The organism is Rhizobium sp. BIGb0125, from assembly GCF_024810055.1.
In the GTDB taxonomy this organism is placed as follows: Bacteria; Pseudomonadota; Alphaproteobacteria; order Rhizobiales; family Rhizobiaceae; genus Agrobacterium.
In genome coordinates this window covers 315,916-341,732 of the sequence record NZ_JANUDV010000002.1, presented here as the reverse complement: position 1 = coordinate 341,732, position 25,817 = coordinate 315,916, and the positions used below count along the sequence as shown (strand labels likewise).

Here is a 25,817-nt window from a genome sequence, read left to right as displayed (position 1 = left end):
GCACTCAGACGGCATCCTTGTCGTTTTTGTCACGACTTTTCGGTGGCTGTGCCGCCAGTTTGCTGAAATAGGCCGAGGTCCGCAAAAGGGCCCGAAAACGCCAGTTACGCTCTTCAACAGGCACGCCTGGACGCATCTGAAGGCGGTAGATGGTGTAGATGATAAACACGACCTGCACCGCGGCCGTATAGATAAATAGAGCCTTCGGCCCGTAGATATCAATCAGCACCGAGGCAAGCAACGGTCCGATGGTGGCGCCCAAGGACCAGAAGAACAACAGGCCGGATGCGACCATGGCATGTTCGCCTTCCTTGGCGTGGTCATTGCCGTGCGCCGAGCTCAGCGAATAGAGTGGCAGGGCAAAGGCACCAAAAACGAAGACGCCGATAATATTGGTCCATTCGTCCGTTCCACCGAAAAACACCAGGAACAGGCCGGTGATGACAGACCCGGCCGTGGTGGCGAGAATGACGATGCGGCGGTCATAACGGTCGGAATAGGCACCCAGCGGATATTGCAGCACCACGCCGCCAATAATGCCGGCACTCATGAAGGTGGCGATGGCGGTGACCGACATGCCGATCTGTTCGGCATAGATCGGACCGATATTTCGAAATGCTGCCATGCTGAGACCGACGGCCACGCAACCGACCACCGCCAAAGGCGAGATACGCCAGACGGCGGCCGGGTTGAACTTCATGGCATTGGGCGGGGCAGGGTTAGACTTGTCGGCCAGTGAAATCGGCACAAGCGACAATGTCAGTGCCATGCCGATCAGCGAAAATACCGTCGGTCCTTCAACGCCGGCCATCGGAATAATGTATTGCGCCAGCGTGACGGAGCCGAGGTCGACCAACCTGTAAATGGACAGGGCACGGGCACGGTTGGAATTGGTGACCTGTGCGTTGATCCAGCTTTCAATGATGGCAAACAGACCGGCAACCGCAATGCCGATGAGAAAACGCATCGCAAGCCAGAATAGCGGATGCGTGACCAGTGCCATGGAAATGGAGGCGGCTGATGAAATCGCGGCAAGGGCCGCGAAGGCCCTGATATGGCCAATTTTTCGCAACAGGCTGGTGACGTAAATGCAGCCGATTGCAAAGCCTAAGCTGTAACCGGCGCTGATCAGGCCGATGGTGCTGGGTGAAAAGCCCTCAGAGAGACCGCGCAACGCAATAAATGTGCCTTGCAGACCATTGCCACCGATCAGAATGCCGGCAGTTGCGAGAAGGGGAATCAGCGGGCGGATCTGGCTCATGGGGACGAATCATCGCAGGAGAATGAAAAAAGCGTCTAACGTTCCACAGTCTTAGTGGCATGTCGGCTTGAAGGACAGACGAGAACACGACATTCTTGTGCTTTGCCTTGACAAATCGGGCGAGCCATGCGCTTTTCCGGCCAAATTTGATCGTGCGGCAACAAGGCCGCAGCATGTTTCAGGATAACAAAATGCATCGTTACCGCAGCCACACCTGTGCCGCTCTTCGCAAGTCCGACGTCGGCGCGACTGTCCGCCTTTCCGGTTGGGTTCATCGCGTGCGAGATCATGGCGGCGTCTTGTTCATCGACCTTCGTGACCATTACGGCATCACGCAGGTTGTTGCCGATCCAGACAGCCCGGCGTTCAAAGCCGCTGAAACCGTGCGTGGCGAATGGGTCATCCGCATTGACGGTCTGGTCAAGGCCCGTTCGGAAGACACCGTCAACAAGGGCATGGCCACTGGCGAGATCGAACTTTACGCGCAGGAAATCGAAGTTCTCGGCGTTGCCAAGGAACTGCCGCTGCCGGTGTTTGGTGAACCTGAATATCCGGAAGACGTGCGCCTGAAGTACCGCTTCATTGATCTTCGTCGTGAAACACTGCACAAGAGCATCGTCAAGCGCACGCAGATCATCTCCTCCATGCGCAATGGCATGGCTCAGGCTGGTTTTGCCGAATACACCACACCAATCCTCACGGCATCGTCGCCGGAAGGTGCACGCGACTTCCTCGTGCCAAGCCGTATCCATGAAGGCAAGTTCTTCGCGCTGCCGCAGGCACCGCAGCAGTACAAGCAGCTTCTGATGGTTGCCGGTTTCGACCGCTACTTCCAGATCGCGCCTTGCTTCCGTGATGAAGATCCACGCGCTGACCGTCTGCCGGGCGAGTTCTACCAGCTCGACGTGGAAATGAGCTTCGTGACCCAGGAAGATGTCTGGGAAACCATGGAGCCGATGATGACGTCGGTGTTTGAACAGTTTGCCGAAGGCAAGCCAGTTACCAAGCAGTGGCCACGCATTCCTTACGATGAATCGATCCGCAAATACGGCTCCGACAAGCCGGACCTGCGTAACCCGATCGTCATGGAAGCCGTGACGGAGCATTTCGATGGCTCCGGCTTCAAGGTCTTCGCAAACATGATCGCCTCGAACCCGAAGGTTCAGGTATGGGCGATCCCGGCAAAGACTGGCGGCTCCAGAGCATTCTGCGACCGTATGAATGCATGGGCACAGTCACAGGGTCAGCCAGGCCTTGGCTACATCTTCTGGAAGGAAGAAGACGGCAAGGTTGGTGGTTCCGGTCCGCTCGCCAAGAACATTGGTGAAGAACGCACCGAGGCGCTGCGCGTGCAGCTCGGGCTCGAAGCTGGTGATGCCTGCTTCTTCGTGGCAGGTGACCCGGCCAAGTTCTACAAGTTCGCTGGTGAAGCACGTACCCGTGCCGCTGAAGAACTGAACCTGATCGACCGCGACCGCTTTGAAATGTGCTGGATCGTCGACTTCCCGTTCTTTGAATACAACGAAGAAGAAAAGAAGATCGACTTCGCGCACAACCCGTTCTCCATGCCACAGGGTGGTCTGGAAGCATTGGAAGGCCAGGACCCGCTGTCCATCAAGGCTTATCAGTATGACGCAGTCTGCAACGGTTTCGAAATCGCCTCCGGTTCCATCCGTAACCAGTCGCCTGAACTGATGGTCAAGGCGTTTGAAAAGGTTGGCCTGAGCCAGGCAGACGTTGAAGACCGCTTCGGTGGCCTTTACCGCGCGTTCCAGTACGGTGCACCTCCACACGGCGGTTGCGCATTCGGTATCGACCGCGTTGTCATGCTGCTCGTTGGCGCAAAGAACCTGCGTGAAATCACGCTGTTCCCGATGAACCAGCAGGCACAGGATCTGTTGATGAACGCACCGGCTCCTGCAACGCCAACACAGTTGCGCGAATTGGCACTGCGTGTTGTTCCAACACAGAAAAAAGACTGATTAAGTCTAAGATGTGCGGACCGTCACCCGGTTCGCACCGATCATTTGCAACGGCAGCCCTCGGGCTGCCGTTTTGCGTTTCAGCCTGTCTCAGGTCCGAATAGTCACTGAAATACTATGATGGGTTGATCGCTTAAAATTCGATTCAATTGCCTTTTGTGCGTCGCAAAAAATTCACGCGATTGTCACGCTGATTTCGGCATTTCTTAAACTTTGCAGGGGATTCCGTAGGCCAACGAAAGGGTCCCCTATGCCAGCTTTTTTTCCTGTTGCCTTGCGCATATCGCACCGTATTTCTCTTCTTGTCCTCGTGGCGCTGCTTGGGTTGGCGGTTGTGGTCGGCACGTTTCTGTTCCAGCGCCATCTTGAGGCCGGTTACAAACAATCAGCAGAGCGGGTGGAGGAGCGGCAGATCGTCGTTTCCGAGATCGTCTCGGACCTGCACGTCGCACAGCTTGAGGAAAAAGATTTCCTGCTGGCAAAACAGATGGCCGCTATCGAGCGTTTTGATAGAGTGGTGAAGGACACCGGCTCGCGGATCGAGACGCTGCGCGCTGACAACGATACCGGCGCGACCTCGAAGTTGGAAAGCCTGACCAATGCGCTTGGTATCTATTCCACCGCAGTTGCAAGTCTGGTTGCGAAAAACAAAGAGCTGGGGCTGGTTCCGTCTGATGGTCTTGAAGGCGCAATGCGCCGCGCCGTACACAATATCGAAAACCTGGTGTCAGGACTTGAAAACTCCAATATCCGCGCCAGCATGTTGATGATGCGTCGTCACGAGAAGGATTTTATCCTGCGCCAAGACCCTGCCTATGTGGCGAAGCACAGTGACGAGGTCGAAACCTTCAAGGCGGAAGTGAAGAAGGAGTTCCGCCCCGGTGCCGAACGTCAACGCATCATGGATGCGCTGGATATCTACACGGCATCTTTCCGCTTTTACGCCGAAGCGACGATTGTGGAGCAGGGGCTGCGCAAGGACGTCGATAACGCTTACGTCGCCATGCAACCTTTCGTCAGCGATGTCATGGCCTATTACACGGCTGAAAAGTCCCGCAATGCCAGCGACAATGCTGCGGCAGAACAATGGACGATCCGCATGGTGACGGGGCTGATTGCGCTAACCGTGTTCAGCCTGCTGGTCAGCGTCTATTTTATCGGACGGTCGATCAGCCGCCCTGTCGCTGCTATGACCGATGCGATGCGCAATCTGGCCGATGGTCAAACCTCGCTGGCCGTGCCGGGGCTAAGCCGCCGCGATGAATTCGGCGCCATGGCCAAGGCACTGGAGGTTTTCCGTCTGGCGGCGATCAGCAAACAGAAGCTGGAAGAAGAAGCGGCTCATGCACGCGCCCGTTCAGAGGCAGAACGCAAGCGCCTGCAGGAAGAGGCTGAAAGCCATGCACAGGCACGGCTGATGGAAGCGACGCAGGGGCTGGCATCGGCGCTGCAGCGTCTTGCCAAGGGTGATCTGTCCTTCCAGTTGACGGTTCCATTCTCGCAGGATTTCGAGGCGCTGCGTCATGATCTCAACCAGACCCTTTCACAGCTGAATGGTGCCATGGGCGGCATCGCCGAAGCTGGTTATTCGATTGACGGCGGCGCCCGTGAAATCAGCCAGAGCACCGACGATCTGGCGCGTCGGACAGAACAGCAGGCAGCCTCGCTGGAACAGACGGCCGCCGCACTGGATGAGTTGACCGCCAATGTGCGCCTGTCTGCGCAGCGTGCCGCACAGGCGCAGGACATCGCCACACAGGCTGGCAGTGAAGCCGAACAGACTAACCGCCTTCTCGAAGATACAATTAAGGCGGTTTCCCGCATCGAGCGGTCCTCCGAGCAGATTGGCAGCATTATCTCTGTCATCGACGAGATTGCCTTCCAGACCAACCTTCTGGCGCTTAATGCCGGTATTGAGGCGGCGCGTGCCGGCGAGGCAGGACGCGGTTTTGCTGTCGTGGCGCAGGAAGTGCGCGAACTGGCGCAACGCTCCGGCAAGGCGGCCGGTGAGATCAAGGCGCTCATCAACAACTCCGGCAGCGAGGTGCGCGAAGGCGGGCGTTTCGTGCGCGAAACCGGCGAAGCCCTGTCACGTATCGGCGGTTCGATTGTCGATATCCGTGAACACGTCAACGCCATTGCTGCGGCATCGCGCGAGCAGGCGATCGGTCTTGGTGAAATCAACAGCGCCATCAACCATCTTGATCAGGCAACGCAGAGCAACGCCGCCATGGTGGAAGAAAACAATGCAGCCGGTGCGGTTCTGTCACGTGAAGCTGGCCGCCTGAATGAACTGCTGCAAATGTTCCAGTTGCAAGAACAGACATCACATCAGCATGAGCGTGCGGTACCTCGCCGCGTCGCCTGATGACGCTTGGATCGGCATAAGTTCAGATCGTAAAAAAGCCCCGGCAAAACCGGGGCTTTTTGATGCTTGTCTCCAGAAGGTACTCGCCGCTTCAGGAGGCGAGGGCACGTTGGCAAGATTGAACCGCGCAACGTGCCGTGCAGGCAAACTTAGTCGTTTGCAGAAACCGTCACGCCAAGAACGGTTGGCAGCGTGTTTGGCGCACCCATGGCCGCACCGATGATCATCGGGAACGGAACCGGGTTCTCTGGAGCCGCAGAAATCGTAAAGTTCTTGGGGTCATCGACATAGGCGTTGACTGCGGCTGATACGGCGTTCTGCAGCTCAGGCAGGTTCAACTGTGCCATCATCAAAGGCGCCATGCCCTTGATGGTCTGGGCAAGCTGGTCGCTTGTCATGCCCTGCTTCTCGGCTGCAAAATCAAGTGCACGCTTGCTGATGCTGTCGTCGGTGAAGCTGATTTCGGCGTTGACGAAGCTAAGCTGCTGGGCAAGGCCGAGCATTGCAAGGCCAGCGGCCTGATCTGCCTGTTCCTTGTTCGGGTTTTCAGCTTGCGCCTTGACGGTTTCCTGCATCGACTTGATGAAATCGAGTGTGTAACCGGAGAAGCCAAACGCAAGGCTAAGGCTGCCGATATCATCCAGCTCCAAGGTGTAGTCGCTGATATCGACTTTGCCGGATGCCACTTCCCAGGTGCCTTCCATGCTCATCTGGCCGGCAAGAGACTTGATGGCGAGCTTGTCCAGAGCTTCTTTGCTGGCTGGGTCCTTGACGTCGCTCAGGTCGGCCTGGAAGCCGGTTGCACTCATGTCAAAGCTGATTTCGTTCTTGTCTTCGCTGATGTTCATGGTTGCGGTCGTCTCTTCGAGAGTGACCACGTCCTTGCCGTCAACCTTGACCTTGACTTCACCGCTATGGGCTTCGTCATAGAACAACAGGCCATCAATCGAGCCGGCGTTGGCCGCAGCAGGAATGGTGATGCCCTTCATGTACATGTCGGTAACGGTGATTGTTGTTTGTTTTTCGGTGAAGTTGATGTCGTCGAATTTTGCGGTGCCGACGTGGTATCCGCCATTGTTCTCTTCAACATCTTCGAACGTGATGTCGCCCAGAGGGAACTTCTGCTCTGCAACAGCTGTCGAACTGAATGCGGCGCCCTTGAAAACAACCGTCGAGCCGTTCGTTTCGACCGCATCGGCGGTGAGGCCTGCACCCTGCGTCTTATAGGACTCGTTGATCTTCTTCAGAAGGTCGTTACCGTCGAGCGCGAAAGCCGTACCGGAAAATGCCAGAACCGTTGAACTGGCAAGCAAAAGCGCCCGAAAATTGGTCTTCATGGTTGTTTCTTCCCTTTTGTGGTCTACTTTGAATCTAACGTTCGTCGCATTTATAGGTGCTTGCGGAATGCTGTCCACTCCCCAAACTCTTGGGGGGGTGAGGGCAGCAATGTCATTTCTCAATCAGCCTTAATGAATTGTTCAGATTTGGGCATCGCGCTTCAACGATTTTAACGCGGACTGTGTTCCATGTGCCGAATATCGATTGTTCTTCCCTTCATCCACAGGCGAAAGCCCCCGGATTCCTTGCTGGGAATCAGCATTTCGGCTAGTCAAGCAGCATGGGAAAAAATCTTGTTCCTCCGTCTGGCGGAGATGATAACATTCATCCGGTCGATCTCAAGGCTGCGCTCGAAGAGCGTTACCTTGCCTATGCGCTGTCGACCATCATGCACCGCGCGCTGCCGGATGTGCGCGATGGCCTGAAACCGGTGCACCGTCGCATCGTGCATGCCATGAGCGAAATGGGCATCCGCCCGAACTCGGCGTTCAAGAAGTGCGCACGTATCGTCGGTGACGTGATGGGTAAATTCCATCCGCACGGCGACGCCTCGATCTATGATGCGCTGGTTCGCCTGTCGCAGGATTTTGCGATCCGTTATCCGCTGGTCGATGGTCAGGGTAACTTCGGCAACATCGATGGCGATGGTGCAGCGGCGATGCGTTACACCGAAGCGCGCATGACCGAAGTCACCGCGCTGTTGCTGGAAGGTATCGACCAGGACGCGGTTGATTTTCGTCCCACCTATAATGAGGAAGACGAAGAGCCGATCGTTATGCCCGGCGCGTTTCCCAACCTTCTGGCAAATGGTGCGTCCGGTATTGCCGTGGGCATGGCAACGTCCATCCCGCCGCACAATGCCCATGAGATCTGTGATGCGGCGCTGCATCTGATCAAGCATCCCGATGCGCCCGTTGAAAAGCTTTTGGAATTTATGCCAGGTCCGGATTTGCCGACCGGTGGCATTATTGTCGAAAGCCGCGAGAACATTCTCGACGCCTACAAGACAGGTCGTGGTGGTTTCCGCGTTCGCGCAAAGTGGGAAGTCGAAGATCTTGGCCGTGGCGGCTACCAGATCGTCATCACCGAAATTCCCTATCAGGTGCAGAAATCGCGCCTGATTGAAAAGATCGCAGAACTGTTGATTGCCCGCAGACTTCCATTGCTGGAAGACATCCGCGACGAGTCTGCAGAAGACGTGCGTGTCGTGCTGGTTCCAAAGAACCGCACCGTTGACGCAACACTGCTGATGGAATCGCTGTTCAAGCTCACCGATCTTGAAAACCGCATTCCGCTTAACATGAACGTGTTGTCGCTCGGCAAAATCCCGAAGGTGATGGCACTGAATGAAGTGCTGCTGGAATGGCTCAGCCATCGCAAGGACGTGCTGGTCCGTCGTTCGCGCTTTCGTCTGGCTGCCATTGATCGCCGTCTGGAAATTCTCGGCGGCTTGCTGATTGCCTATCTCAATATTGATGAGATTATCCGCATCATCCGCGAGGAGGATGAACCGAAGCCGATCATGATGAAGCGCTTCGGGCTGACGGATATCCAGGCCGAAGCCATTCTCAACATGCGTTTGCGCTCCTTGCGCAAACTGGAAGAATTCGAAATCCGTACGGAATTCGATGCTCTGAGCAAGGAAAAGGCCGAGATCGAAGCGCTGCTGGCATCTGATGACAAACAGTGGCAGGTCGTTTCCTTTGAAATTGGCGAAGTGAAGAAAAAATACGCCAAGGCAACCGAACTCGGTCGCCGTCGTACGCAGTTCGCCGATGCACCGGATGCCGACCTCGAAGCCATCCATCAGTCCATGATTGAGAAAGAACCTGTCACGGTTGTTATCTCTGAGAAGGGTTGGATCAGGGCTCTGAAGGGACACATTTCCGACACGTCGTCGCTGACCTTCAAGGAAGGCGATGGTTTGAAGCTGGCATTCCCGGCACAGACCACCGACAAGTTGTTGCTGGTCACCACCGGCGGCAAAGCCTACACGCTGGGCGCTGACAAGCTGCCGGGTGGCCGTGGTCACGGTGAACCGGTTCGCATCATGGTCGATATGGAGAATGATCAGGACATCCTGACCGCCTTCGTACACGACCCGGCGCGCAAGTTGCTGCTGGCATCCACCGCCGGCAATGGCTTCATCGTCACTGAATCGGAAATGATCGCCAATACCCGTAAGGGCAAGCAGATCATGAATGTGTCGATGCCGGATGAAACAAAGCTCGTCGTGCCGGTTCCAGCCAACAGCGACTATGTTGCTGTTGTCGGCGAGAACCGCAAACTTCTGGCTTTCCCACTGGCACAGATGCCGGAAATGTCACGCGGTAAAGGCGTTCGCCTGCAGCGTTACAAGGACGGTGGCATTTCCGATGCGAAATGTTTTGTCTTTGCCGAAGGTCTGGCATGGGAAGACAGCGCAGGGCGCAGCTTCAGCAAGGTTGGCGACGAGCTCACCGAATGGATGGGCGACCGCGCAACCGCCGGCCGCACCGTGCCTAAGGGGTTCCCACGCAGCGGCAAGTTCAGCGGCTAAGTCGGAATTGAAAAACAACAAAAGCGGCGAAACAGACATCTGTTTCGCCGCTTTTTTATATCCGGACTTTGCCTTTAAAAACTGACGGCGGCCTTAAGGTTTTTCCGCACCGTCGTCCTGCTTGTGATCATAAATCTCCCAGCCGCGCGGCGTCAGATGTTCCTGCGGTTGGTAACGCGTCTTGTAGCCCATTTTCTGGGAGCCATTGACCCAGTAACCGAGATAGACATGCGGTAGGCCAAGATTGCGGGTGCGGGCAATATGATCAAGGATCATGAACGTGCCCAGCGACCGGCGCTCCATCTCGGGATTAAAGAACGAATAGACCATGGATAGGCCGTCACTCATGACGTCGCTCAGCGCCACGGCCAGCAATTCGCCACGCTTGGTGCTGTCAATGCCGGAACCGGGAACCCGCACGCGATATTCAATAACGCGGGTGTTCACATGGGTGTCTTCCACCATAACTGCATAATCCAGCGCCGACATGTCCGACATGCCGCCATCATGGTGGCGGCTGTCGAGGTAACGGCGAAACAGCGCAAACTGTTCGGTTGACGGTTCCGTCGTGTGGATGCTGGAGACAATATCGCTGTTGGTTGATAGAACCCGGCGCATCGAACGCGTCGGGGTAAAATGTTCGGCCAGAATACGAACGGACACGCAGGCGCGGCAGGTTTCACAGGCCGGGCGATAGGCAATGTTTTGCGAACGGCGAAAACCACCCTGGGTCAACAGGTCATTCATTTCGGCAGCACGCGGCCCGACAAGGTGTGTGAACACCTTGCGTTCAAGTTCGCCGGAAAGATAGGGACAAGTGGCCGGTGCCGTCAGGTAGAACTGCGGGGAAGGCGTTGTCTGGGTATTCATCGAACCTTGGTTGCTCCCTTCGCCTGTCGCATATTGTGACAGAATGGCAAAAACCGGAAAAACGTCAACTGGCCGATTATACTACCGTGTCATTTACTACTGAACTGTTTGCAACCGAACCTCGATTATGAGGTGCGGATCGCAACAGTGCCAAGCAAAAGGTCGTGGATCAGGCGTGAGCGATCGGTAAACAGGCCCACCAGAAGAATAAGTGGCGTCAGTACCGAGTTCAGCACCCAGAACAGCACGATGTGCGCAGTCGCAATCAGGAAGTCAATTTGACGGCCATCCGTGCGTGCCATGGCAATGCCCATGGCTTTCATGCCCGGAGATGCCTGCGATGAACCGCCAAGCGTCATGCCGAAATAGAGCAGTGCGACAATAATATAGAGGGCTGGGTAGAGGATCCACGCCAGACCCAGTGTGATAACGCCAAGGAAAAACACCAGGACCGCTGCTGGCACCCACAACACGGCAATCAACAGGTAGTCGATGCAGAACGCAAAAACACGACGGCTCAACACGCCGCTATAAGCGCGCCAGTCCTGCGGCACTGCATAGGTGTTGTTTGGCTCAATACTCATCGCGTTTCTCCTGTTTGCTTTTGATATGGTGAGAAACGCGCGAGTTTCAATCTGTTTCCCTGGCGTTTGCGTCATTTCCCTTTGGCGAGCGCGCGAGCGACTTCAACGGCGAAGTAGGTCAGGATGCCATCGCAGCCAGCGCGTTTGAAACACAGAAGCGTTTCCATCATCACCCGGTCGCCATCGATCCAACCCTGCATGGCGGCAGCCTTGATCTGGGTGTATTCGCCAGACACCTGATACGCGAAAGTCGGCAAACCGAATGCCTCCTTCAGACGCCAGCAAATATCGAGATAGGGCAGACCCGGCTTGACCATCAGCATATCGGCGCCTTCCTCGACATCGAGGGCTGCGTCACGCACCGCTTCTGTGCCGTTGGCCGGGTTGATGTAATAGCTGTTCTTGTCGCCCTTCAGCAGACCGCCGGTGCTGATCGCTTCGCGGTAGGGGCCGTAAAAACCCGAGGAGAATTTGGTGGCATAGGACATGATGCCAACATTCTGGTGACCGGCGGCATCAAGGCCGCGCCTGATAGCACCAATACGTCCGTCCATCATTTCCGAAGGGGCAATAATGTCGGAGCCGGCATCGGCCTGCAGAATGGCCGCCTTGACGACATGATCTACTGTCTCGTCATTGACAATATCATTACCGCGCAAAATGCCGTCATGGCCGTGGCTGGTGAACGGATCAAGCGCCACGTCAGTAATCATGCCAATATTTGGCACGGCTTTCTTGACGGCGGCAGTTGCCAGATTGATGAGGTTATTGGCCTCAAGAACCTGGGAGCCCGTTTCGTCACGCAGGTTCATTTCTATATTCGGAAAGGTGGCAATTGCCGGAATGCCGAGATCGGCCGCTTCACGTGCAGCCTCGACAAGACGGTCCACACTCATGCGGTTGACACCGGGCATGGCAGGGATCGGATCGGTAATGCCGGTGCCCGGCACCACAAATACCGGCCAGATGAGGTCATCAACGGTCAGTCTCGATTCCTGAACGAGACGGCGTGTCCAGTCTGCCTTGCGATTGCGCCGCATGCGGCGGTGTCCGGTTACATCATCAACGAGGTGTGTCTTGTCATTCATAATAATCGTCCTTCCTGCCTGCCATCAGCGGATGGCAGGTATGATGAGAGCCTCATTAACATGCTTGCCCAGACTTGACGAATGTACGCTTCGCCGCACCCTCGAAAAATATGCGATAAAATTCTTGGATAGGACCAGTGACCGGAAACAAGCCGCTGGTCGCTTGCAACGGTTCGACGTATCGTCCCGCCATGGAACATGATTCTTCGCCCGTGCTGAAAAGATCGCTGACGGAAATCCTTTTCGTGGGTTTCCTGCGGCTGGTCGCCATCTCCTGTTTCTGGTTCGGTTTGCAATATTGGGCGATGTTGACTGGCTATTCGTTGGGTGGGCGCGGGCGCTTTGATATGCTCAACCTGCCATGGCGTGTTGCCGGCAGTGGTCTGGCCGTACTGTTCCCTGTTGCCGCACTTGGATTATGGGTCGGTGCATCCTGGGGTGCCGTCATCTGGGTTATCGGCGCCGGTGCGCAGGTTGCCATGTATCGGATTTGGCCAGATATCTTCGGACACAACACAATTGTCCCAATTATGCACGGGCTTGTTGCGGCCGTTTATGCCCTGTTTCGGGCCTCTTTCTGGTTCGATAACCGCCAGAATGAGGATCGGGTAAGGTCTGATTTACCATGATAATAAAGCTTTCAAGGCCGAAATCGTTCAAATTTTAATGTTTAGACCATTGATTTAATTGAGTTATTTTTGGATGCCCTGCTATTGGTCAAAAGGCCATCCACAATGGGAAATGTTCGGTAAGGATTTGTTAAGCCTGCATTTTAAGTAGAATTTTATGCGCATTCGATAGGTTCTCACTCAAGGCGGAACACAAAACAAAAACCGCCAAACAAAAACAGTGAGGCAGTCATGATCAATAGCAAAGTAAAGCCACAGGCAGCAGTTTCGGATGTACAGGAAGAATCAATCCGTTCGCTCTACATGGAATCGCTGCACCTCGTAGAACGTCTTCACCGTCGTCTTCTTGATGTTATCAAGGACGAGTTCGACCGTCAGGGTCGTGATGACGTCAATGCCGTTCAGGCACTTCTGCTCTTCAACATCGGCAACTCTGAACTGACCGCCGGTGAGCTGCGTTCGCGCGGTTACTACCTCGGTTCCAACGTTTCCTACAACGTCAAGAAGCTGGTTGACCTTGGCTTCATCAACCACCAGCGCTCGCGCATCGACCGTCGTTCGGTTCGCATCAGCCTGACGGACAAGGGCCAGCAGATCGCTGAAACCGTTGCCCGCCTCTACGAGCGCCACATCGGTTCGATTGAAAAGGTCGGCGGCATCGGCACCGGCGAGTTCTCTGAAATGAACCGTCTGCTGCAGCGTCTGGACCGTTTCTGGAACGACTCGATCGCTTACCGCCTGTAACAGGTCTCAAAAATTCTGCACTCAAAACCGGATGCGGCTGACGTCGCGTCCGGTTTTGTCGTTATTGGCGTGTTGCAGCAACGCCTCGCCACAATTTTTGCTTGTCACACAGCTTCGTGAGCAAAGGGTTGGTGACACGAATTGGCCATATTGATATGAGACCGCAAATTCACACTAAACCGGTGGTTTGTCTGGCGTTGCGGCCCTTTTGGTCCAGCGATTTCGGTGAGCGTATTTGCCGACCGGTTCACGCTGTGAGCGTGTTTGTTAAACATATGGCTTTAGGCATTGTTCATAGTGCCTCTAGAATGGCTGGTAGGGTAAATATGACAAAGAAGATCGGAACTGAAGTTCTCTCCCGCCGTACGCTGCTGCGTTCGGCTGTTTCTGTCGGGGCGGCGGCTCTAGCTGCACCAGCTCTGGCGCAGACCGCAATCGATGATCTGATCGGTGCACCGCGTCGCGGCAATTGGGATGATCAGTTCGACGCACAGGCATCGCGTGCGTCAGTTGGTGTTGTGTCCAACAGCCCGGTCCTCGGCCTTGATGCGCCGATGAATATCCAGCAGGCCATTCTTGTCCACCAGAACATCGTTTCCAATGGTGGCTGGCCGCAGGTCAATGCAGGCCAGCAGCGCCTTCAGCTTGGCGTTACCGACGCTGCGGTGCAGGATCTGCGTCGCCGTCTGGTGATCTCTGGCGACCTTGACCAGTCTGCCGGCATGTCCAGCTCCTTCGATAGCTATGTTGACGGTTCTGTGAAGCGTTTTCAGGCTCGCCATGGTCTGCCGGCCGATGGTGTGATTGGCGAGTTTACGCTGAAGGCGATGAACGTACCCGCCCAGACGCGTCTTTCGCAGTTGCAGACCAACCTGGTGCGCATCCAGTCCAGATCGGGTGATCTTGGCCAGCGTTACGTGATGGTCAACATTCCGGCTGCCTATATTGAAGCGGTTGAAAATGATCGCGTTGTTCTGCGCAACACGGCTGTCGTGGGTCGTGCAAGCCGCCCAACGCACGTCATCAACTCCAAGATCTATGAGGTTATCCTCAACCCTTACTGGACCTCGCCACGCTCCATCATCGAAAAGGACATCGTTCCTTTGATGCAGAAGGATCCGACCTATCTTGAGCGGAACAATATCCGCCTCATCGATGGCAAGGGCCAAGAGGTTTCGCCGACGACAGTTGACTGGTTTGCGCCAAAGGCACCGAACCTGATGTTCCGTCAGGACCCGGGCAAGAACAACGCAATGTCCTCGACGAAGATCAACTTCCATAACCCGAACAATGAATATATGCACGACACGCCGCAGCAGGGGCTTTTCAACAAGCTGATGCGCTTCGAATCGTCAGGCTGTGTTCGCGTTCAGAACGTTCGCGATCTGACGAGCTGGATGCTGCGTGACACGCCCGGTTGGTCGCGTCAGGAAATCGAACGGGTTATTTCCACCCGCCAGAACACGCCGATCAAGCTGGCGCAGGAACTGCCGGTTTATTTCGTTTACATCACAGCATGGTCCGCAAAGGACGGCGTTGTGCAGTTCCGTGATGATATCTACGGCAATGATGGCAATGCGGAACTGGCGCTGAACACCACCAGCGGCATGGAACAGCCATCCGGTTCGATCGATGACGATCTCGTGCCGCGTAACTGATCGGTACTGAAAGCCTTAAATGAAAGCCGCGTTCTTCATGGACGCGGCTTTTTTGTTTTCCAAAGAATGTCTCCTCAAAACAGCCGCCGATTTTGAATGAAAAACGCATCATGCAGCAAAGATTTGAAGCGCATTGTATGAGGGTGATTAAGCGCGACGTATTTTAATGGCAGTACGTGACGATTTTTTCGTCAAACGTCGCAGTTTGACGGGCAAATCTCGTTGCCTGTATTGCTCTTGAAAGGGCAGGGCGTTAAGACGCCATCGCATTACTGTTTCAGGAGCTTCCATCATGTCGAACACAGATGCCTTCTTCTCTCGCCCACTAGCCGAAGTCGATCCGGATATTTTCGGTGCGATCGAGAAGGAGCTTGGTCGCCAACGTCACGAAATCGAATTGATCGCCTCGGAAAACATTGTTTCCCGCGCTGTACTTGAAGCGCAGGGCTCGATCATGACCAACAAATATGCCGAGGGATATCCGGGCAAGCGCTACTACGGTGGCTGCCAGTTCGTGGATATCGCTGAAGACCTCGCCATCGAGCGTGCCAAGAAGCTGTTCGGCGTCAACTTCGCCAACGTTCAGCCAAACTCCGGTTCGCAGATGAACCAGGCCGTGTTCCTGGCGCTCTTGCAGCCGGGCGATACCTTCATGGGTCTTGACCTGAACTCAGGAGGTCACTTGACCCACGGTTCGCCGGTCAACATGTCCGGCAAGTGGTTCAACGTTGTGTCCTACGGCGTTCGCGAAGGCGACAACCTGCTGGATATGGACGAAGTTGAGCGCAAGGCCAAGGAAACCAAGCCGAAGCTCATTCTGGCTGGCGGCACGGCTTACTCCCGCATCTGGGACTGGAAGCGTTTCCGCGAGATTGCTGACGAAGTTGGCGCTTACCTGATGGTCGACATGGCGCACATTGCTGGTCTCGTTGCCGGTGGTCAGCACCCATCGCCATTCCCGCATTGCCACGTTGCCACCACCACCACGCACAAGTCGCTGCGCGGCCCACGTGGCGGCATGATCCTTACCAATGACGAGGATCTGGCCAAGAAGTTCAACTCGGCTGTATTCCCTGGTCTCCAGGGCGGCCCGCTGATGCACGTCATCGCCGCCAAGGCTGTTGCCTTCGGTGAAGCCCTGCAGCCTGAGTTCAAGGATTATGCAGCGCAGGTCGTCAAGAACGCCAAGGCTCTGTCCGAAACGCTGATCGAAGGCGGTCTGGATGTTGTTTCCGGCGGTACCGACAACCACCTGATGCTGGTTGACCTTCGCAAGAAGAACGCCACCGGCAAGCGTGCAGAGGCTGCTCTCGGCCGCGCTTACATCACCTGCAACAAGAACGGCATTCCATTCGACCCTGAAAAGCCTTTCGTCACTTCCGGCGTGCGCCTCGGCACACCAGCCGGCACGACGCGCGGCTTCAAGGAAGCGGAATTCCGTGAAATCGGCAAGCTGATCGTTGAGACGCTGGATGGCCTGAAGGTCGCCAATTCCGACGAAGGCAATGCTGCCGTCGAAGCTGCAGTTCGTGAAAAGGTCGTCGCACTGACCGGCCGTTTCCCGATGTACCCGTATATGTAAGGAAGAATAGCTGATGCGTTGCCCTTTTTGCGGTTCGGAAGACACGCAGGTCAAGGACTCTCGACCCGCGGAGGATAATACCTCCATCCGCCGGCGGCGCATCTGCCCTGATTGCGGCGGTCGCTTTACCACCTATGAACGCGTGCAGTTGCGCGAGTTGATGGTGCTGAAAAAGAGCGGCCGCAAGCTGCCGTTCGACCGGGACAAGCTGGTGCGGTCTTTCGAGATCGCGCTGCGCAAGCGCCCGGTTGATCGTGACCGGATTGAACGCGCCGTTTCCGGCATCGTTCGCAGGCTGGAAAGTTCTGGCGAGACGGAAATTCCGTCGGAAGAAATTGGCCTGCAGGTTCTCGAGGCTTTGAAAAGCCTCGATGACGTGGCTTTCGTGCGTTACGCATCGGTCTATCGTGATTTCTCCCATGCGGAGGACTTCGAGAACGTTATTGCCGAGATCAACGCTAAGATTGCCCGTGATACGGATGCGGGGGCCTAAGCGTGACCAGCCCTGCCGATGATGAGAAATTCATGGCGCGGGCAATTGAGGTTGCGCGCCGCCATCTCGGTCTAACCGATACAAATCCCTCTGTTGGCTGTGTTATCGTCAAGGACGGCAACATCGTTGCCGAAGCATCGACATCTGTGAGCGGTCGCCCGCATGCCGAGCGCAACGCGCTGGCGCTGGCCGGCGAAGCTGCCCTCGGCGCAACCGCCTATGTGACGCTGGAGCCCTGTTCACACTACGGAAAGACACCGCCCTGTGCCAATGCATTGGTTGAAGCCGGTGTGGCACGCGTCGTGGTGGCGGTAGATGATCCCGATGAACGTGTGTCGGGCCGTGGGTACCAGATCCTGCGTGATGCTGGTATTCAGGTGGAAACCGGATTGCTGCGTGACGAGGCGCAGCGCGGGCTTGCCGGATACCTCATCCGCAAAACGAAGAACCGCCCGCAGGTGATTCTGAAACTTGCCGTTTCCTCGGATGGCAAAATAGGCAGGGAAGGTGAGGGGCAGATTGCCATCACCGGACCAGAGGCACGTCAGGCCGTGCAGACCCTGCGCGCTGAATGTGATGCCATCCTTGTCGGTATTGGCACCGTTCTGGCCGATGACCCTGAACTGACTGTGCGTATTCCAGGCATGGAAGACCGTTCTCCTATTCGCGTCGTGCTGGACCGCAATTTGCAAATCCCAACGTCGTCGAAGCTGGTTCGCACGGCACGTGACGTGCCCGTCATCGTGGTGACGAGCAACCAGACCGCACGGGCAGATGAAGCCTGGCATCTGATGCAGGGCGGGCTTTTGGCCGGTGTCGGTGTTGAACTTCTCGATGCTGTTGGCCTCGCCAGCCTTTTGCACTCGCTTGGTGAGCGCGGCATGTCCAACCTTCTGGTGGAAGGCGGTGCGGCTGTTGCCCGCTCATTCCTGGAAGCCGGACTGGTCGATCGTATCCTGCTGTTTGAAGGGCCTGACGCGATCGGTGCCGGTGGGGTTGAAACACCGCTTGCGCGCAACGATATGCCCAAGGAATTTACGTTCGTCGGTGAGACGGCCTTTGGGGCCGACCGCTGCTTTGAATATGAAAGGCCGCTTTGATGTTTACCGGAATTGTCACCGATGTTGGAACTGTTGCTGAACTCTCGGAACTGCCGGAAGGTGTGCGTCTGCGGGTCTCGACCAATTACGACCCCAAGACAATCGACATGGGTGCATCCATTTCCCACGGCGGCATCTGCCTGACCGTGACCAAACTGCCGGATGAAGGCAGCAATGAACGCTGGTATGAGGTGGAAGCCTGGGAGGAAGCCCTGCGCCTGACCACCATTGCAAGCTGGCAGAAGGGCGCGAAGGTCAATTTGGAGCGCGCCTTGAAGATTGGTGATGAGCTCGGCGGCCACATCGTGTCCGGCCATGTCGATGGCAAGGCTGAAATCCTGTCGGTTGAGTCGGAAGGCGAAGCGGTTCGCATTCGCCTGCGGGCACCGGAAAACCTTGCACGTTTTGTTGCGCCCAAGGGCTCCGTGGCGCTGGATGGAACCTCGCTCACCGTCAACGCCGTTGAAGGGACCGATTTCGATGTTCTGCTCATCCGTCACACGCTGGCCGTCACCACATGGGGCGAGCGCAAGGCTGGTGACTTCGTGAATTTTGAAGTCGATACCATGGCCCGTTATGCCGCTAGGCTGGCTGAGTTCCCGGCCGCGACAGCACAATAACCTCTCCGTGGTATTCACTCCGGGCAAATTCCTGAAAGCCCAGCTTTGCCGCCAATTTTAGGGAAGGCTGGTTTTCAGGGTTTATGATCGCCGTCATGGTCATGGCGGGAAAACTCTGCTCGCCCCAGGCGATCAAGGCTTGAAGTGCTTCAAGCGCATAGCCCTTGCCATGTTGGTCGGGCGACAACAGCCAACCTGTTTCCAATGTGCCTTCAATGGACGGTTTCATATCGCGTTTGGCTTCATGGAAACCGGCTTCACCAATTACCCTGCTACTGTGCTTTTCTTCAATGATCAGAAAACCGAAGCGGAAATGGTGCCAATGACCGGAAGCACGCAGCAGCCGTGCCCATGTCTGTTCCGACGTTGAGGGCGAGCCGCCAATATAACGCACCACGTCTTCATTTCCCCAAAGCGCAGCATAGGTCTCGAAATCCTCAAGCCGGTGCGCGCGCAAAGTCAGGCGTGGTGTTTCCAGTGTCGGGATAGGGATCATGGTGTCTGCGCCTGCAATTTTTGGTTTCATGGGACGTGCTCTTTAGAGCCGGTTCTATGAGCGCTGACAAAATAAAAACACTTGCCCCTTTTGCCAAACGGGTATTTTTGTTTCGGCTACAAAATGAATTCTGCTGCACCTACGGTCGAAAGGAAAAATCATGCCGTCTTATGAACTGCTGATCACCTTTTTCATAACGACTGTTGTGTTTGCCTATATTCCGGGGCCCGCCATGCTTTATGCGGCGGCTCAAACCATGGCGCGGGGACGTGCCTCTGGCCTGATGTCGGTTCTCGGTATTCATGTCGGTTGTTATGTGCACATCATCGCCGCCGCTGCCGGCATGTCCGTGCTGTTTCAAGCTGTTCCCTGGCTTTATATGGTCGTCAAACTTTGCGGCGCTGCCTATCTGATCTGGCTTGGTTTTTCGATGCTGCGCACAAAGGTTGCCGGTGGCGAGGTCAATCTGGCGATCGCGCCGAAATCAGCCAAGCGTGCCTTTTTCGACAGCATTATCGTGGATGTGCTGAACCCGAAGACAGCTCTGTTCTTCCTGGCATTTCTGCCGCAATTCGTGGATCCTGCGGCTGCCTTTCCTGTATGGCTGCAGTTCCTGATCCTCGGCTTTCTGGTCAATGTCATTTTTTCGTCTGCCGATCTGGTCTGCGTGCTTTTGGCGGGTGCAATGTTGGGCAGGTTGCAGCGTTCTGGTTCCATGCAGCGGCTTGCTCGACGTGCCGCCGGCACGGTGTTGATGGGGCTTGGTGTGCATCTGGCCTTGCAAAGAAGCTGATTTGAATTTGCATTTTTGCAGATAAGATAGAGCACCGCTGAGGCGGCTAGTTAGAGTTTCGCATACGAAAATGCTTGCTAAACCACGCAAGCCATGGTTTGACCGCGCAAAAAGCCGGAATGTTTTCGGCAAAACCTTTTCAGGAAATCTCCCATGTCCAACCCACACCTTCTGATCGTCGAAGCCCGTTTTTACGACGATATGGCCGATGCGCTTCTCGAAGGCGCGAAGTTCGCACTCGACGAAGCCGGTGCGACCTACGATATCATCACCGTTCCAGGCGCACTCGAAATCCCGGCGGCAATTGCCATGGCGCTGGATGGTGCAGACAATGACGGCACTGAATATGACGGTTTCGTTGCTCTTGGTATGGTGATCCGTGGTGAAACCTACCACTTCGATATCGTTTCCAACGAATCTTCGCGCGCGCTGATGGACCTTGCCGTCAGTGAATCGCTGCCAATCGGCAACGGTATCATGACCGTCGAGAACGAAGAGCAGGCCTGGGCACGCGTGCGTCGCTCGGACAAGGACAAGGGCGGTTTTGCTGCCCGTGCAGCCCTGACGATGATCGAACTTAAAAAGAAACTGGGTGGCTGAGGCATGTCGAATACTGAAAACAGCTCCGAGCCTCGTCAGCCATCCAGCAAGCCTGTGAACCAGCGTGGCGCTGCGCGCCTTGCTGCCGTTCAGGCACTGTACCAGATGGATGTCGGTGGCACAGGCGTGATGGAAGTTGTTGCCGAATATGAGGCACATCGTCTTGGTCAGGAAGTGGACGGCGACACCTACCTCAAGGCTGACCCATCGTGGTTCCGCTCCATCGTATCGGGCGTTGTGCGTGATCAGACCAAGATCGACCCGCTGGTTCGCTCAGCTTTGCAGGAAGACTGGCCGCTGTCGCGCCTCGACGCCACTGTCCGCGCCATTTTGCGTGCAGGCACGTTCGAAGTGCTGGAGCGCAAGGATGTTCCAACGGCAGTTATCGTTACCGAATATGTCGAGATCGCCCGCGCTTTCTTCGAGCATGATGAGCCAAAGCTGGTGAATGCGGTATTAGACCGCATTGCCAAACAGGTACGCGGCGAGACAAAGCGTAGCTGATGATGTGAATTGGGGTGAAAGACATGAGTGGCGCAGTTGTTCCGGGGCTTGAAAATCAACTCAGCCAGGCAAAGCGCAATGTCTTTCTCCTCACCATGGCGCAAGCCATTCTTGCGTCCGCACCGCCGATTGTCTTTTCGGTTGGTGCATTGGCAGGCTACCAGTTGTTGGGAGCCGACAAATCTCTGGCAACGGCACCACTGACCGGCTTTAACGTCGGCGTCGCATTTGGTGCCATTGCCGTGGCCATGGCCTCGCGTTTCCTTGGTCGCAAAGCCAGCTTCATGCTTGGTGCCTTGCTCTGCTCGATCGGTGGCGGTATCGCCGCAATTGGGCTTTTCCGCATTGATTTCTGGCTGTTTGTCACTGGCTTCCTGCTAATTGGTCTGGCTGGCGGCTTTACCCAGAAAATCCGCTTTGCCGCGGCAGATGCATCGCCATCCTTCTACAAGCCGCGTGCCATTTCCTGGATTCTTGCCGGTGGCATCATCTCGGCAATGCTTGGGCCGCAAATTGCCATCTTCACCAAGGACATGTTCTTCCCGGTGCTGTTTGCTGGGGCCTTCATCGCCATCATCCCGCTTGGGCTTGTGGCGGTGGCGATCTTCGCATTCCTTGATCTGCCGGAAGTCAATACCAAGCAGGCGACGGATGAGCCGGCCCGCCCGCTAATGGACATCGTGGCGACACCACGTTTTGCAACCGGCATGATCTGCGGCATCGGTTCCTACGCGCTGATGACCTTCATGATGACCGGTGCACCGCTCGCCATGGTGATTGGCTGCGGTTTCCCCTCGGAAATGGCGACGCTTGGCATCCAGTGGCATGTGCTGGCAATGTTTGCGCCGAGTTTCTTCACCGGCATTCTGATTGCCCGCTATGGCGCAGAAACAATCGTCGCTGCCGGTCTGGTCATCCTGATGGCCTGCGGTGTAGTTGCCCATATGGGCATCGAGCTGTGGAACTTCTGGGGTGCGCTCATTCTGCTTGGCGTCGGCTGGAATTTCGGATTTATCGGCGCGACAGCCATCGTCACCTCCAGTTACCGCCCGCATGAAGCGGACAAGGTGCAGGGTTTCCACGATATCATCCTGTTCAGCACCGTTGCACTGGCATCCTTTGCCTCCGGTCAGGTGTTTACCGCCTGGGGCTGGAATGTCATGAACCTGATGATCTGGCCGATTGCAGGCCTCTGCCTCATTATGGTTCTGTTTCTCATAGTGAAAAACCGTAAGACCGTAGCCGCCCTAGGCTAAACAGTAACCGTCACTGTTCGTCATTTTAGCAGAATCGACCTAACGTAAGGTATGGGGCTTGACGCGAAGCCATCCGGCAACGCAATCTTGACGCAGATGGCTTTTGCCCTTGGGAGGGGGCGAGGAAGCCAATGCGAAATCGCCAGTAAAGCGATTATACCCCGCTCATCGGTCGAGCGGGCAAGGGACTGTACTGCATGACTCCTTAAATCGTACCCGATTTAAGGCAACGATTATGCAGCAATTTAAAATGTTAAAGCGTCCTTTGTGCGCTTTCTAAAACGCACGGCACTTTAAGACAGATCTTTTGTTCTTCTCAGAAGGGCCAGCAGGTCTGTTGCTATACATGAAACGCAATTCCTTTCGGAAAACCGTTCAGAACTTTTCCGGGAATCGCTCGAAGCCACGTTGAAACGGGTCATGCCCGCCAGGCGTGTTTTCTCTTGGTTTTGTCGCATGTCTTGTTCCCAAAACTCTTTGCCACGTTCGGGAGACATGCTCTAGGGGAGGTAAGTGTGAATGACTGTAATTCCCGTTGTAATAGCATGCGGACTGCTTTCTATCATTTATGCCATCTGGGCCACCAGAAGCGTTCTAGCTGCCGATCAGGGCACGGAGCGCATGCGCGAAATTGCCGGTTACATTAGAGAGGGTGCCCAGGCATATCTGGCACGGCAGTACCTGACGATCTTTATCGTCGGCCTTATCGTGGCGGTTCTCACATGGCTGCTTCTGTCCACCGCGGCGGCCATTGGTTTTATCATTGGTGCCGTTCTGTCAGGCGTTGCAGGCTTCATCGGCATGCATGTCTCGGTCCGCGCCAATGTGCGTACCGCACAGGCTGCCTCGCATAGCCTTTCTGCCGGTCTGGATATTGCTTTCAAATCCGGTGCAATAACGGGAATGCTGGTTGCTGGCCTCGCACTGCTGGGTGTGTCGCTTTATTATTTCATTCTCACTGCTGGCCTTGGCCATGAAAGCGGTTCCCGCGAGGTCATCGATGCGCTGGTCGCGCTCGGTTTCGGCGCTTCGCTGATTTCGATCTTCGCACGTCTCGGCGGCGGCATCTTCACCAAGGGCGCAGACGTCGGCGGCGACCTCGTCGGCAAGGTGGAGGCGGGTATTCCGGAAGATGATCCACGCAATCCGGCAACCATTGCCGATAACGTCGGTGACAATGTCGGGGACTGCGCCGGCATGGCGGCCGACCTGTTTGAAACCTACGCCGTATCCGTCGTGGCAACCATGGTGCTTGCCGCGATTTTCTTCGCCGGGACGCCCGTCCTGTCTGACGTCATGGTTTATCCTCTGGCGATTTGTGCTGTATGTATCGTTACCTCGATTGCCGGTACCTTTTTCGTCAAACTTGGCTCAAACAACTCCATTATGGGTGCGCTCTATAAGGGCCTGATTGCAACGGGTGTGCTGTCAATCGGCGGCCTTGCCCTTGCCACCTCCATGACCATTGGCTGGGGCTCTATCGGCACCGTTGCAGGTATGGATATCACCGGTGCCAACCTGTTTATCTGCGGGTTGATCGGTCTCGTCGTCACCGCGTTGATCGTGGTGATTACCGAATATTACACCGGCACTAACAAACGCCCGGTCAACTCCATCGCTCAGGCCTCGGTAACCGGCCACGGCACCAACGTTATCCAGGGTCTGGCTGTTTCGCTGGAATCAACCGCGCTGCCCGCCATCGTCATCGTTGGCGGCATTATCGGTACCTACCAGTTCGCTGGTCTTTTTGGCACGGGTATTGCCGTAACCGCCATGCTTGGCCTGGCGGGTATGATCGTGGCACTCGATGCATTTGGTCCCGTTACCGACAATGCCGGTGGCATTGCCGAGATGGCGGGCCTTGACCCAGAGGTCAGAAAAGCCACCGACGCGCTGGATGCAGTAGGCAACACCACCAAGGCCGTGACCAAGGGTTACGCGATCGGTTCTGCCGGTCTCGGCGCTCTGGTGCTGTTTGCCGCCTATTCCAACGATCTGGCTTACTTCGCAAGCAATGGCGACAAGTACCCTTACTTCGCCGATGTCGGCGAGATTTCCTTCAGCCTTGCTAACCCATATGTCGTGGCCGGCCTGCTGTTTGGTGGTCTCATTCCATATCTGTTCGGTGGTATCGCCATGACGGCGGTTGGCCGCGCAGCTGGCGCAATTGTGGAAGAGGTCCGTCGCCAGTTCCGCGAAAAGCCCGGTATCATGGCAGGCACCGAAAAGCCCGATTACGGCAGGGCGGTCGATCTGCTGACCAAGGCCGCTATTCGTGAAATGATCATTCCGTCGCTTCTGCCTGTGCTGGCACCGGTGGTGGTCTATTTCGGCGTGCTGCTGTTGTCCGGCTCCAAGGCATCAGCATTCGCGGCCCTGGGTGCCTCGCTGCTGGGCGTGATCATCAACGGTCTGTTCGTGGCCATTTCCATGACGTCAGGTGGCGGTGCATGGGACAATGCCAAGAAGAGCTTTGAAGATGGTTTCGTTGATAAGGATGGCCAACGCCATATGAAGGGTTCCGATGCGCACAAGGCATCTGTCACCGGCGATACGGTTGGCGATCCCTACAAGGATACAGCTGGCCCGGCGGTAAACCCGGCCATCAAGATCACCAACATCGTTGCGCTGTTGCTCCTGGCCGTTCTTGCAGCCTGATACGCAAAGTGCCGAAACCAAAAAAGCCCGCGGACATCTCCGCGGGCTTTTTCTTTGGGTGTTTCCAAAGCTCTTAGAAGCCGAGTGGATCGCTGCCGCCACCAAGCAGGTTGCGGGCTGCGTTCGCGCCGCTGGCGCCACCGGTAAGAAGCTGCTGCAAGAAGGTGAGGTCGCGGCCACCGGTCGGTGTCGTACGCGAGATCGTGTCGAAGACCTTGCCATCCTGCATGGTGTAGTTGGCTTTTTTGTCGACCACGCCATCCTTGCTGAAATAGATCGCCAGAATGTTCTGCTCAACCAGCTTCGGCTTCATGAAGGCGGCTTTGCGCTCACGCTTCTGGGAAATGTAATAGAACACTTCGTTGTCGAAGGTCGCAGTTGTCGAAGGGGTGCCCATGGTCAGCAAGACCTGTTCACGGCTGGAACCAACCGGAATCAGCTGCAACGATTGCTCATCGACCACGTAACCATTGTGGAAAATGTCCGTTGTGCTGGAGCAAGCCGAAAGCAGGCTGGACGCGATGACGATGGCAATAGCAGTTTTGCCGAGAAATTTGACCCTCTTGGTGGATTCCTGGTTGCTCAACGATGTTTCCCCGACTGCAATCATAAGGCACCTTCCGGCATAGCATGCTGCACAGCTTCTGTGCACAC

General features: G+C 55.9%; 22 protein-coding genes. 15 read left to right on the top strand and 7 right to left on the bottom strand.

The features are described 5' to 3' along the window. Window positions 1–4 precede the first annotated feature (4 nt). Entirely contained in the window at window positions 5–1,261 is a 1,257-nt protein-coding gene (locus tag M2418_RS05660) for an MFS transporter (protein WP_259145368.1), read from the bottom strand. Between the two features lie 191 nt (window positions 1,262–1,452). Here M2418_RS05660 and aspS point away from each other — a divergent pair, with 191 nt between their 5' ends. Next, window positions 1,453–3,243: an aspartate--tRNA ligase gene (gene aspS, locus M2418_RS05655; protein WP_259145367.1), complete on the top strand. Its 1,791-nt coding sequence runs from the start codon at window positions 1,453–1,455 to the stop codon at window positions 3,241–3,243. Window positions 3,244–3,493: 250 nt separating this feature from the next. Continuing rightward, window positions 3,494–5,611, top strand: a complete 2,118-nt coding sequence (locus tag M2418_RS05650; protein WP_259145365.1) for a methyl-accepting chemotaxis protein — start codon at window positions 3,494–3,496, stop codon at window positions 5,609–5,611. 149 nt (window positions 5,612–5,760) lie between these two features. On the opposite strand, the gene M2418_RS05645 is transcribed toward M2418_RS05650, so the two are convergent. After that, window positions 5,761–6,948, bottom strand: a complete 1,188-nt coding sequence (locus M2418_RS05645) for a hypothetical protein (protein WP_259145362.1) — start codon at window positions 6,946–6,948, stop codon at window positions 5,761–5,763. Between the two features lie 281 nt (window positions 6,949–7,229). Here M2418_RS05645 and parC point away from each other — a divergent pair, with 281 nt between their 5' ends. After that, entirely contained in the window at window positions 7,230–9,488 is a 2,259-nt protein-coding gene (gene parC, locus M2418_RS05640; RefSeq protein WP_259145361.1) for a DNA topoisomerase IV subunit A, read from the top strand. A 93-nt stretch (window positions 9,489–9,581) separates the two neighbouring features. Here parC and M2418_RS05635 read toward each other — a convergent pair whose 3' ends face one another. The 3 genes from M2418_RS05635 to hemB form a co-directional block, all read right to left on the bottom strand. Next, on the bottom strand, window positions 9,582–10,358 hold the full coding sequence (locus M2418_RS05635; protein ID WP_259145360.1) for an arginyltransferase: 777 nt from the start codon (window positions 10,356–10,358) through the stop codon (window positions 9,582–9,584). 125 nt (window positions 10,359–10,483) lie between these two features. Next, a complete protein-coding gene (locus tag M2418_RS05630; protein WP_259145359.1) occupies window positions 10,484–10,942 on the bottom strand; it encodes an RDD family protein in 459 nt (152 codons plus the stop codon). Between the two features lie 71 nt (window positions 10,943–11,013). Beyond that, complete coding sequence (hemB, locus tag M2418_RS05625; protein WP_192487484.1) at window positions 11,014–12,030, bottom strand: porphobilinogen synthase; 1,017 nt, start codon at window positions 12,028–12,030, stop codon at window positions 11,014–11,016. 191 nt (window positions 12,031–12,221) lie between these two features. Here hemB and M2418_RS05620 point away from each other — a divergent pair, with 191 nt between their 5' ends. The 7 genes from M2418_RS05620 (at window position 12,222) to M2418_RS05590 (ending at window position 18,856) form a co-directional block, all read left to right on the top strand. Further along, window positions 12,222–12,659 carry a DUF6163 family protein gene (locus M2418_RS05620; protein ID WP_192487882.1) on the top strand — a complete coding sequence of 146 codons (438 nt, stop codon included), beginning with the start codon at window positions 12,222–12,224 and terminating at the stop codon, window positions 12,657–12,659. Between the two features lie 234 nt (window positions 12,660–12,893). Continuing rightward, entirely contained in the window at window positions 12,894–13,403 is a 510-nt protein-coding gene (ldtR, locus tag M2418_RS05615) for a transcriptional regulator LdtR (RefSeq protein ID WP_192487883.1), read from the top strand. Between the two features lie 326 nt (window positions 13,404–13,729). Further along, entirely contained in the window at window positions 13,730–15,061 is a 1,332-nt protein-coding gene (locus tag M2418_RS05610) for a murein L,D-transpeptidase (protein ID WP_259145358.1), read from the top strand. 292 nt (window positions 15,062–15,353) lie between these two features. After that, window positions 15,354–16,643, top strand: a complete 1,290-nt coding sequence (gene glyA / locus M2418_RS05605) for a serine hydroxymethyltransferase (protein ID WP_192487486.1) — start codon at window positions 15,354–15,356, stop codon at window positions 16,641–16,643. 13 nt (window positions 16,644–16,656) lie between these two features. Continuing rightward, window positions 16,657–17,136, top strand: a complete 480-nt coding sequence (nrdR, locus tag M2418_RS05600; RefSeq protein WP_192487487.1) for a transcriptional regulator NrdR — start codon at window positions 16,657–16,659, stop codon at window positions 17,134–17,136. A 2-nt stretch (window positions 17,137–17,138) separates the two neighbouring features. Continuing rightward, on the top strand, window positions 17,139–18,236 hold the full coding sequence (gene ribD / locus M2418_RS05595; protein WP_259145356.1) for a bifunctional diaminohydroxyphosphoribosylaminopyrimidine deaminase/5-amino-6-(5-phosphoribosylamino)uracil reductase RibD: 1,098 nt from the start codon (window positions 17,139–17,141) through the stop codon (window positions 18,234–18,236). Continuing rightward, window positions 18,236–18,856: a riboflavin synthase gene (locus tag M2418_RS05590; RefSeq protein ID WP_250982908.1), complete on the top strand. Its 621-nt coding sequence runs from the start codon at window positions 18,236–18,238 to the stop codon at window positions 18,854–18,856. Before ribD ends, M2418_RS05590 begins: the two co-directional genes overlap by 1 nt. On the opposite strand, the gene M2418_RS05585 is transcribed toward M2418_RS05590, so the two are convergent. Continuing rightward, entirely contained in the window at window positions 18,819–19,352 is a 534-nt protein-coding gene (locus tag M2418_RS05585; protein ID WP_259145894.1) for a GNAT family N-acetyltransferase, read from the bottom strand. The genes M2418_RS05590 and M2418_RS05585 overlap by 38 nt on opposite strands. A 160-nt stretch (window positions 19,353–19,512) precedes the next feature. Here M2418_RS05585 and M2418_RS05580 point away from each other — a divergent pair, with 160 nt between their 5' ends. The 5 genes from M2418_RS05580 (at window position 19,513) to M2418_RS05560 (ending at window position 25,163) form a co-directional block, all read left to right on the top strand. Then, window positions 19,513–20,145 (top strand): LysE family translocator, encoded by a 633-nt coding sequence (locus M2418_RS05580; protein ID WP_259145355.1) that lies wholly within the window; start codon window positions 19,513–19,515, stop codon window positions 20,143–20,145. Between the two features lie 153 nt (window positions 20,146–20,298). Continuing rightward, window positions 20,299–20,745: a 6,7-dimethyl-8-ribityllumazine synthase gene (gene ribH, locus M2418_RS05575; RefSeq protein WP_192487490.1), complete on the top strand. Its 447-nt coding sequence runs from the start codon at window positions 20,299–20,301 to the stop codon at window positions 20,743–20,745. A gap of 3 nt (window positions 20,746–20,748) precedes the next feature. Further along, window positions 20,749–21,249 carry a transcription antitermination factor NusB gene (gene nusB, locus M2418_RS05570; protein ID WP_192487491.1) on the top strand — a complete coding sequence of 167 codons (501 nt, stop codon included), beginning with the start codon at window positions 20,749–20,751 and terminating at the stop codon, window positions 21,247–21,249. Between the two features lie 23 nt (window positions 21,250–21,272). Next, on the top strand, window positions 21,273–22,505 hold the full coding sequence (locus M2418_RS05565) for an MFS transporter (protein WP_259145352.1): 1,233 nt from the start codon (window positions 21,273–21,275) through the stop codon (window positions 22,503–22,505). Between the two features lie 519 nt (window positions 22,506–23,024). Beyond that, window positions 23,025–25,163 carry a sodium-translocating pyrophosphatase gene (locus tag M2418_RS05560; RefSeq protein ID WP_259145351.1) on the top strand — a complete coding sequence of 713 codons (2,139 nt, stop codon included), beginning with the start codon at window positions 23,025–23,027 and terminating at the stop codon, window positions 25,161–25,163. A 73-nt stretch (window positions 25,164–25,236) separates the two neighbouring features. Here the strand turns inward: M2418_RS05560 and M2418_RS05555 are convergent, their stop codons facing one another. Then, window positions 25,237–25,773: an outer membrane protein assembly factor BamE gene (locus M2418_RS05555; RefSeq protein ID WP_192487494.1), complete on the bottom strand. Its 537-nt coding sequence runs from the start codon at window positions 25,771–25,773 to the stop codon at window positions 25,237–25,239. Window positions 25,774–25,817: the final 44 nt, after the last annotated feature.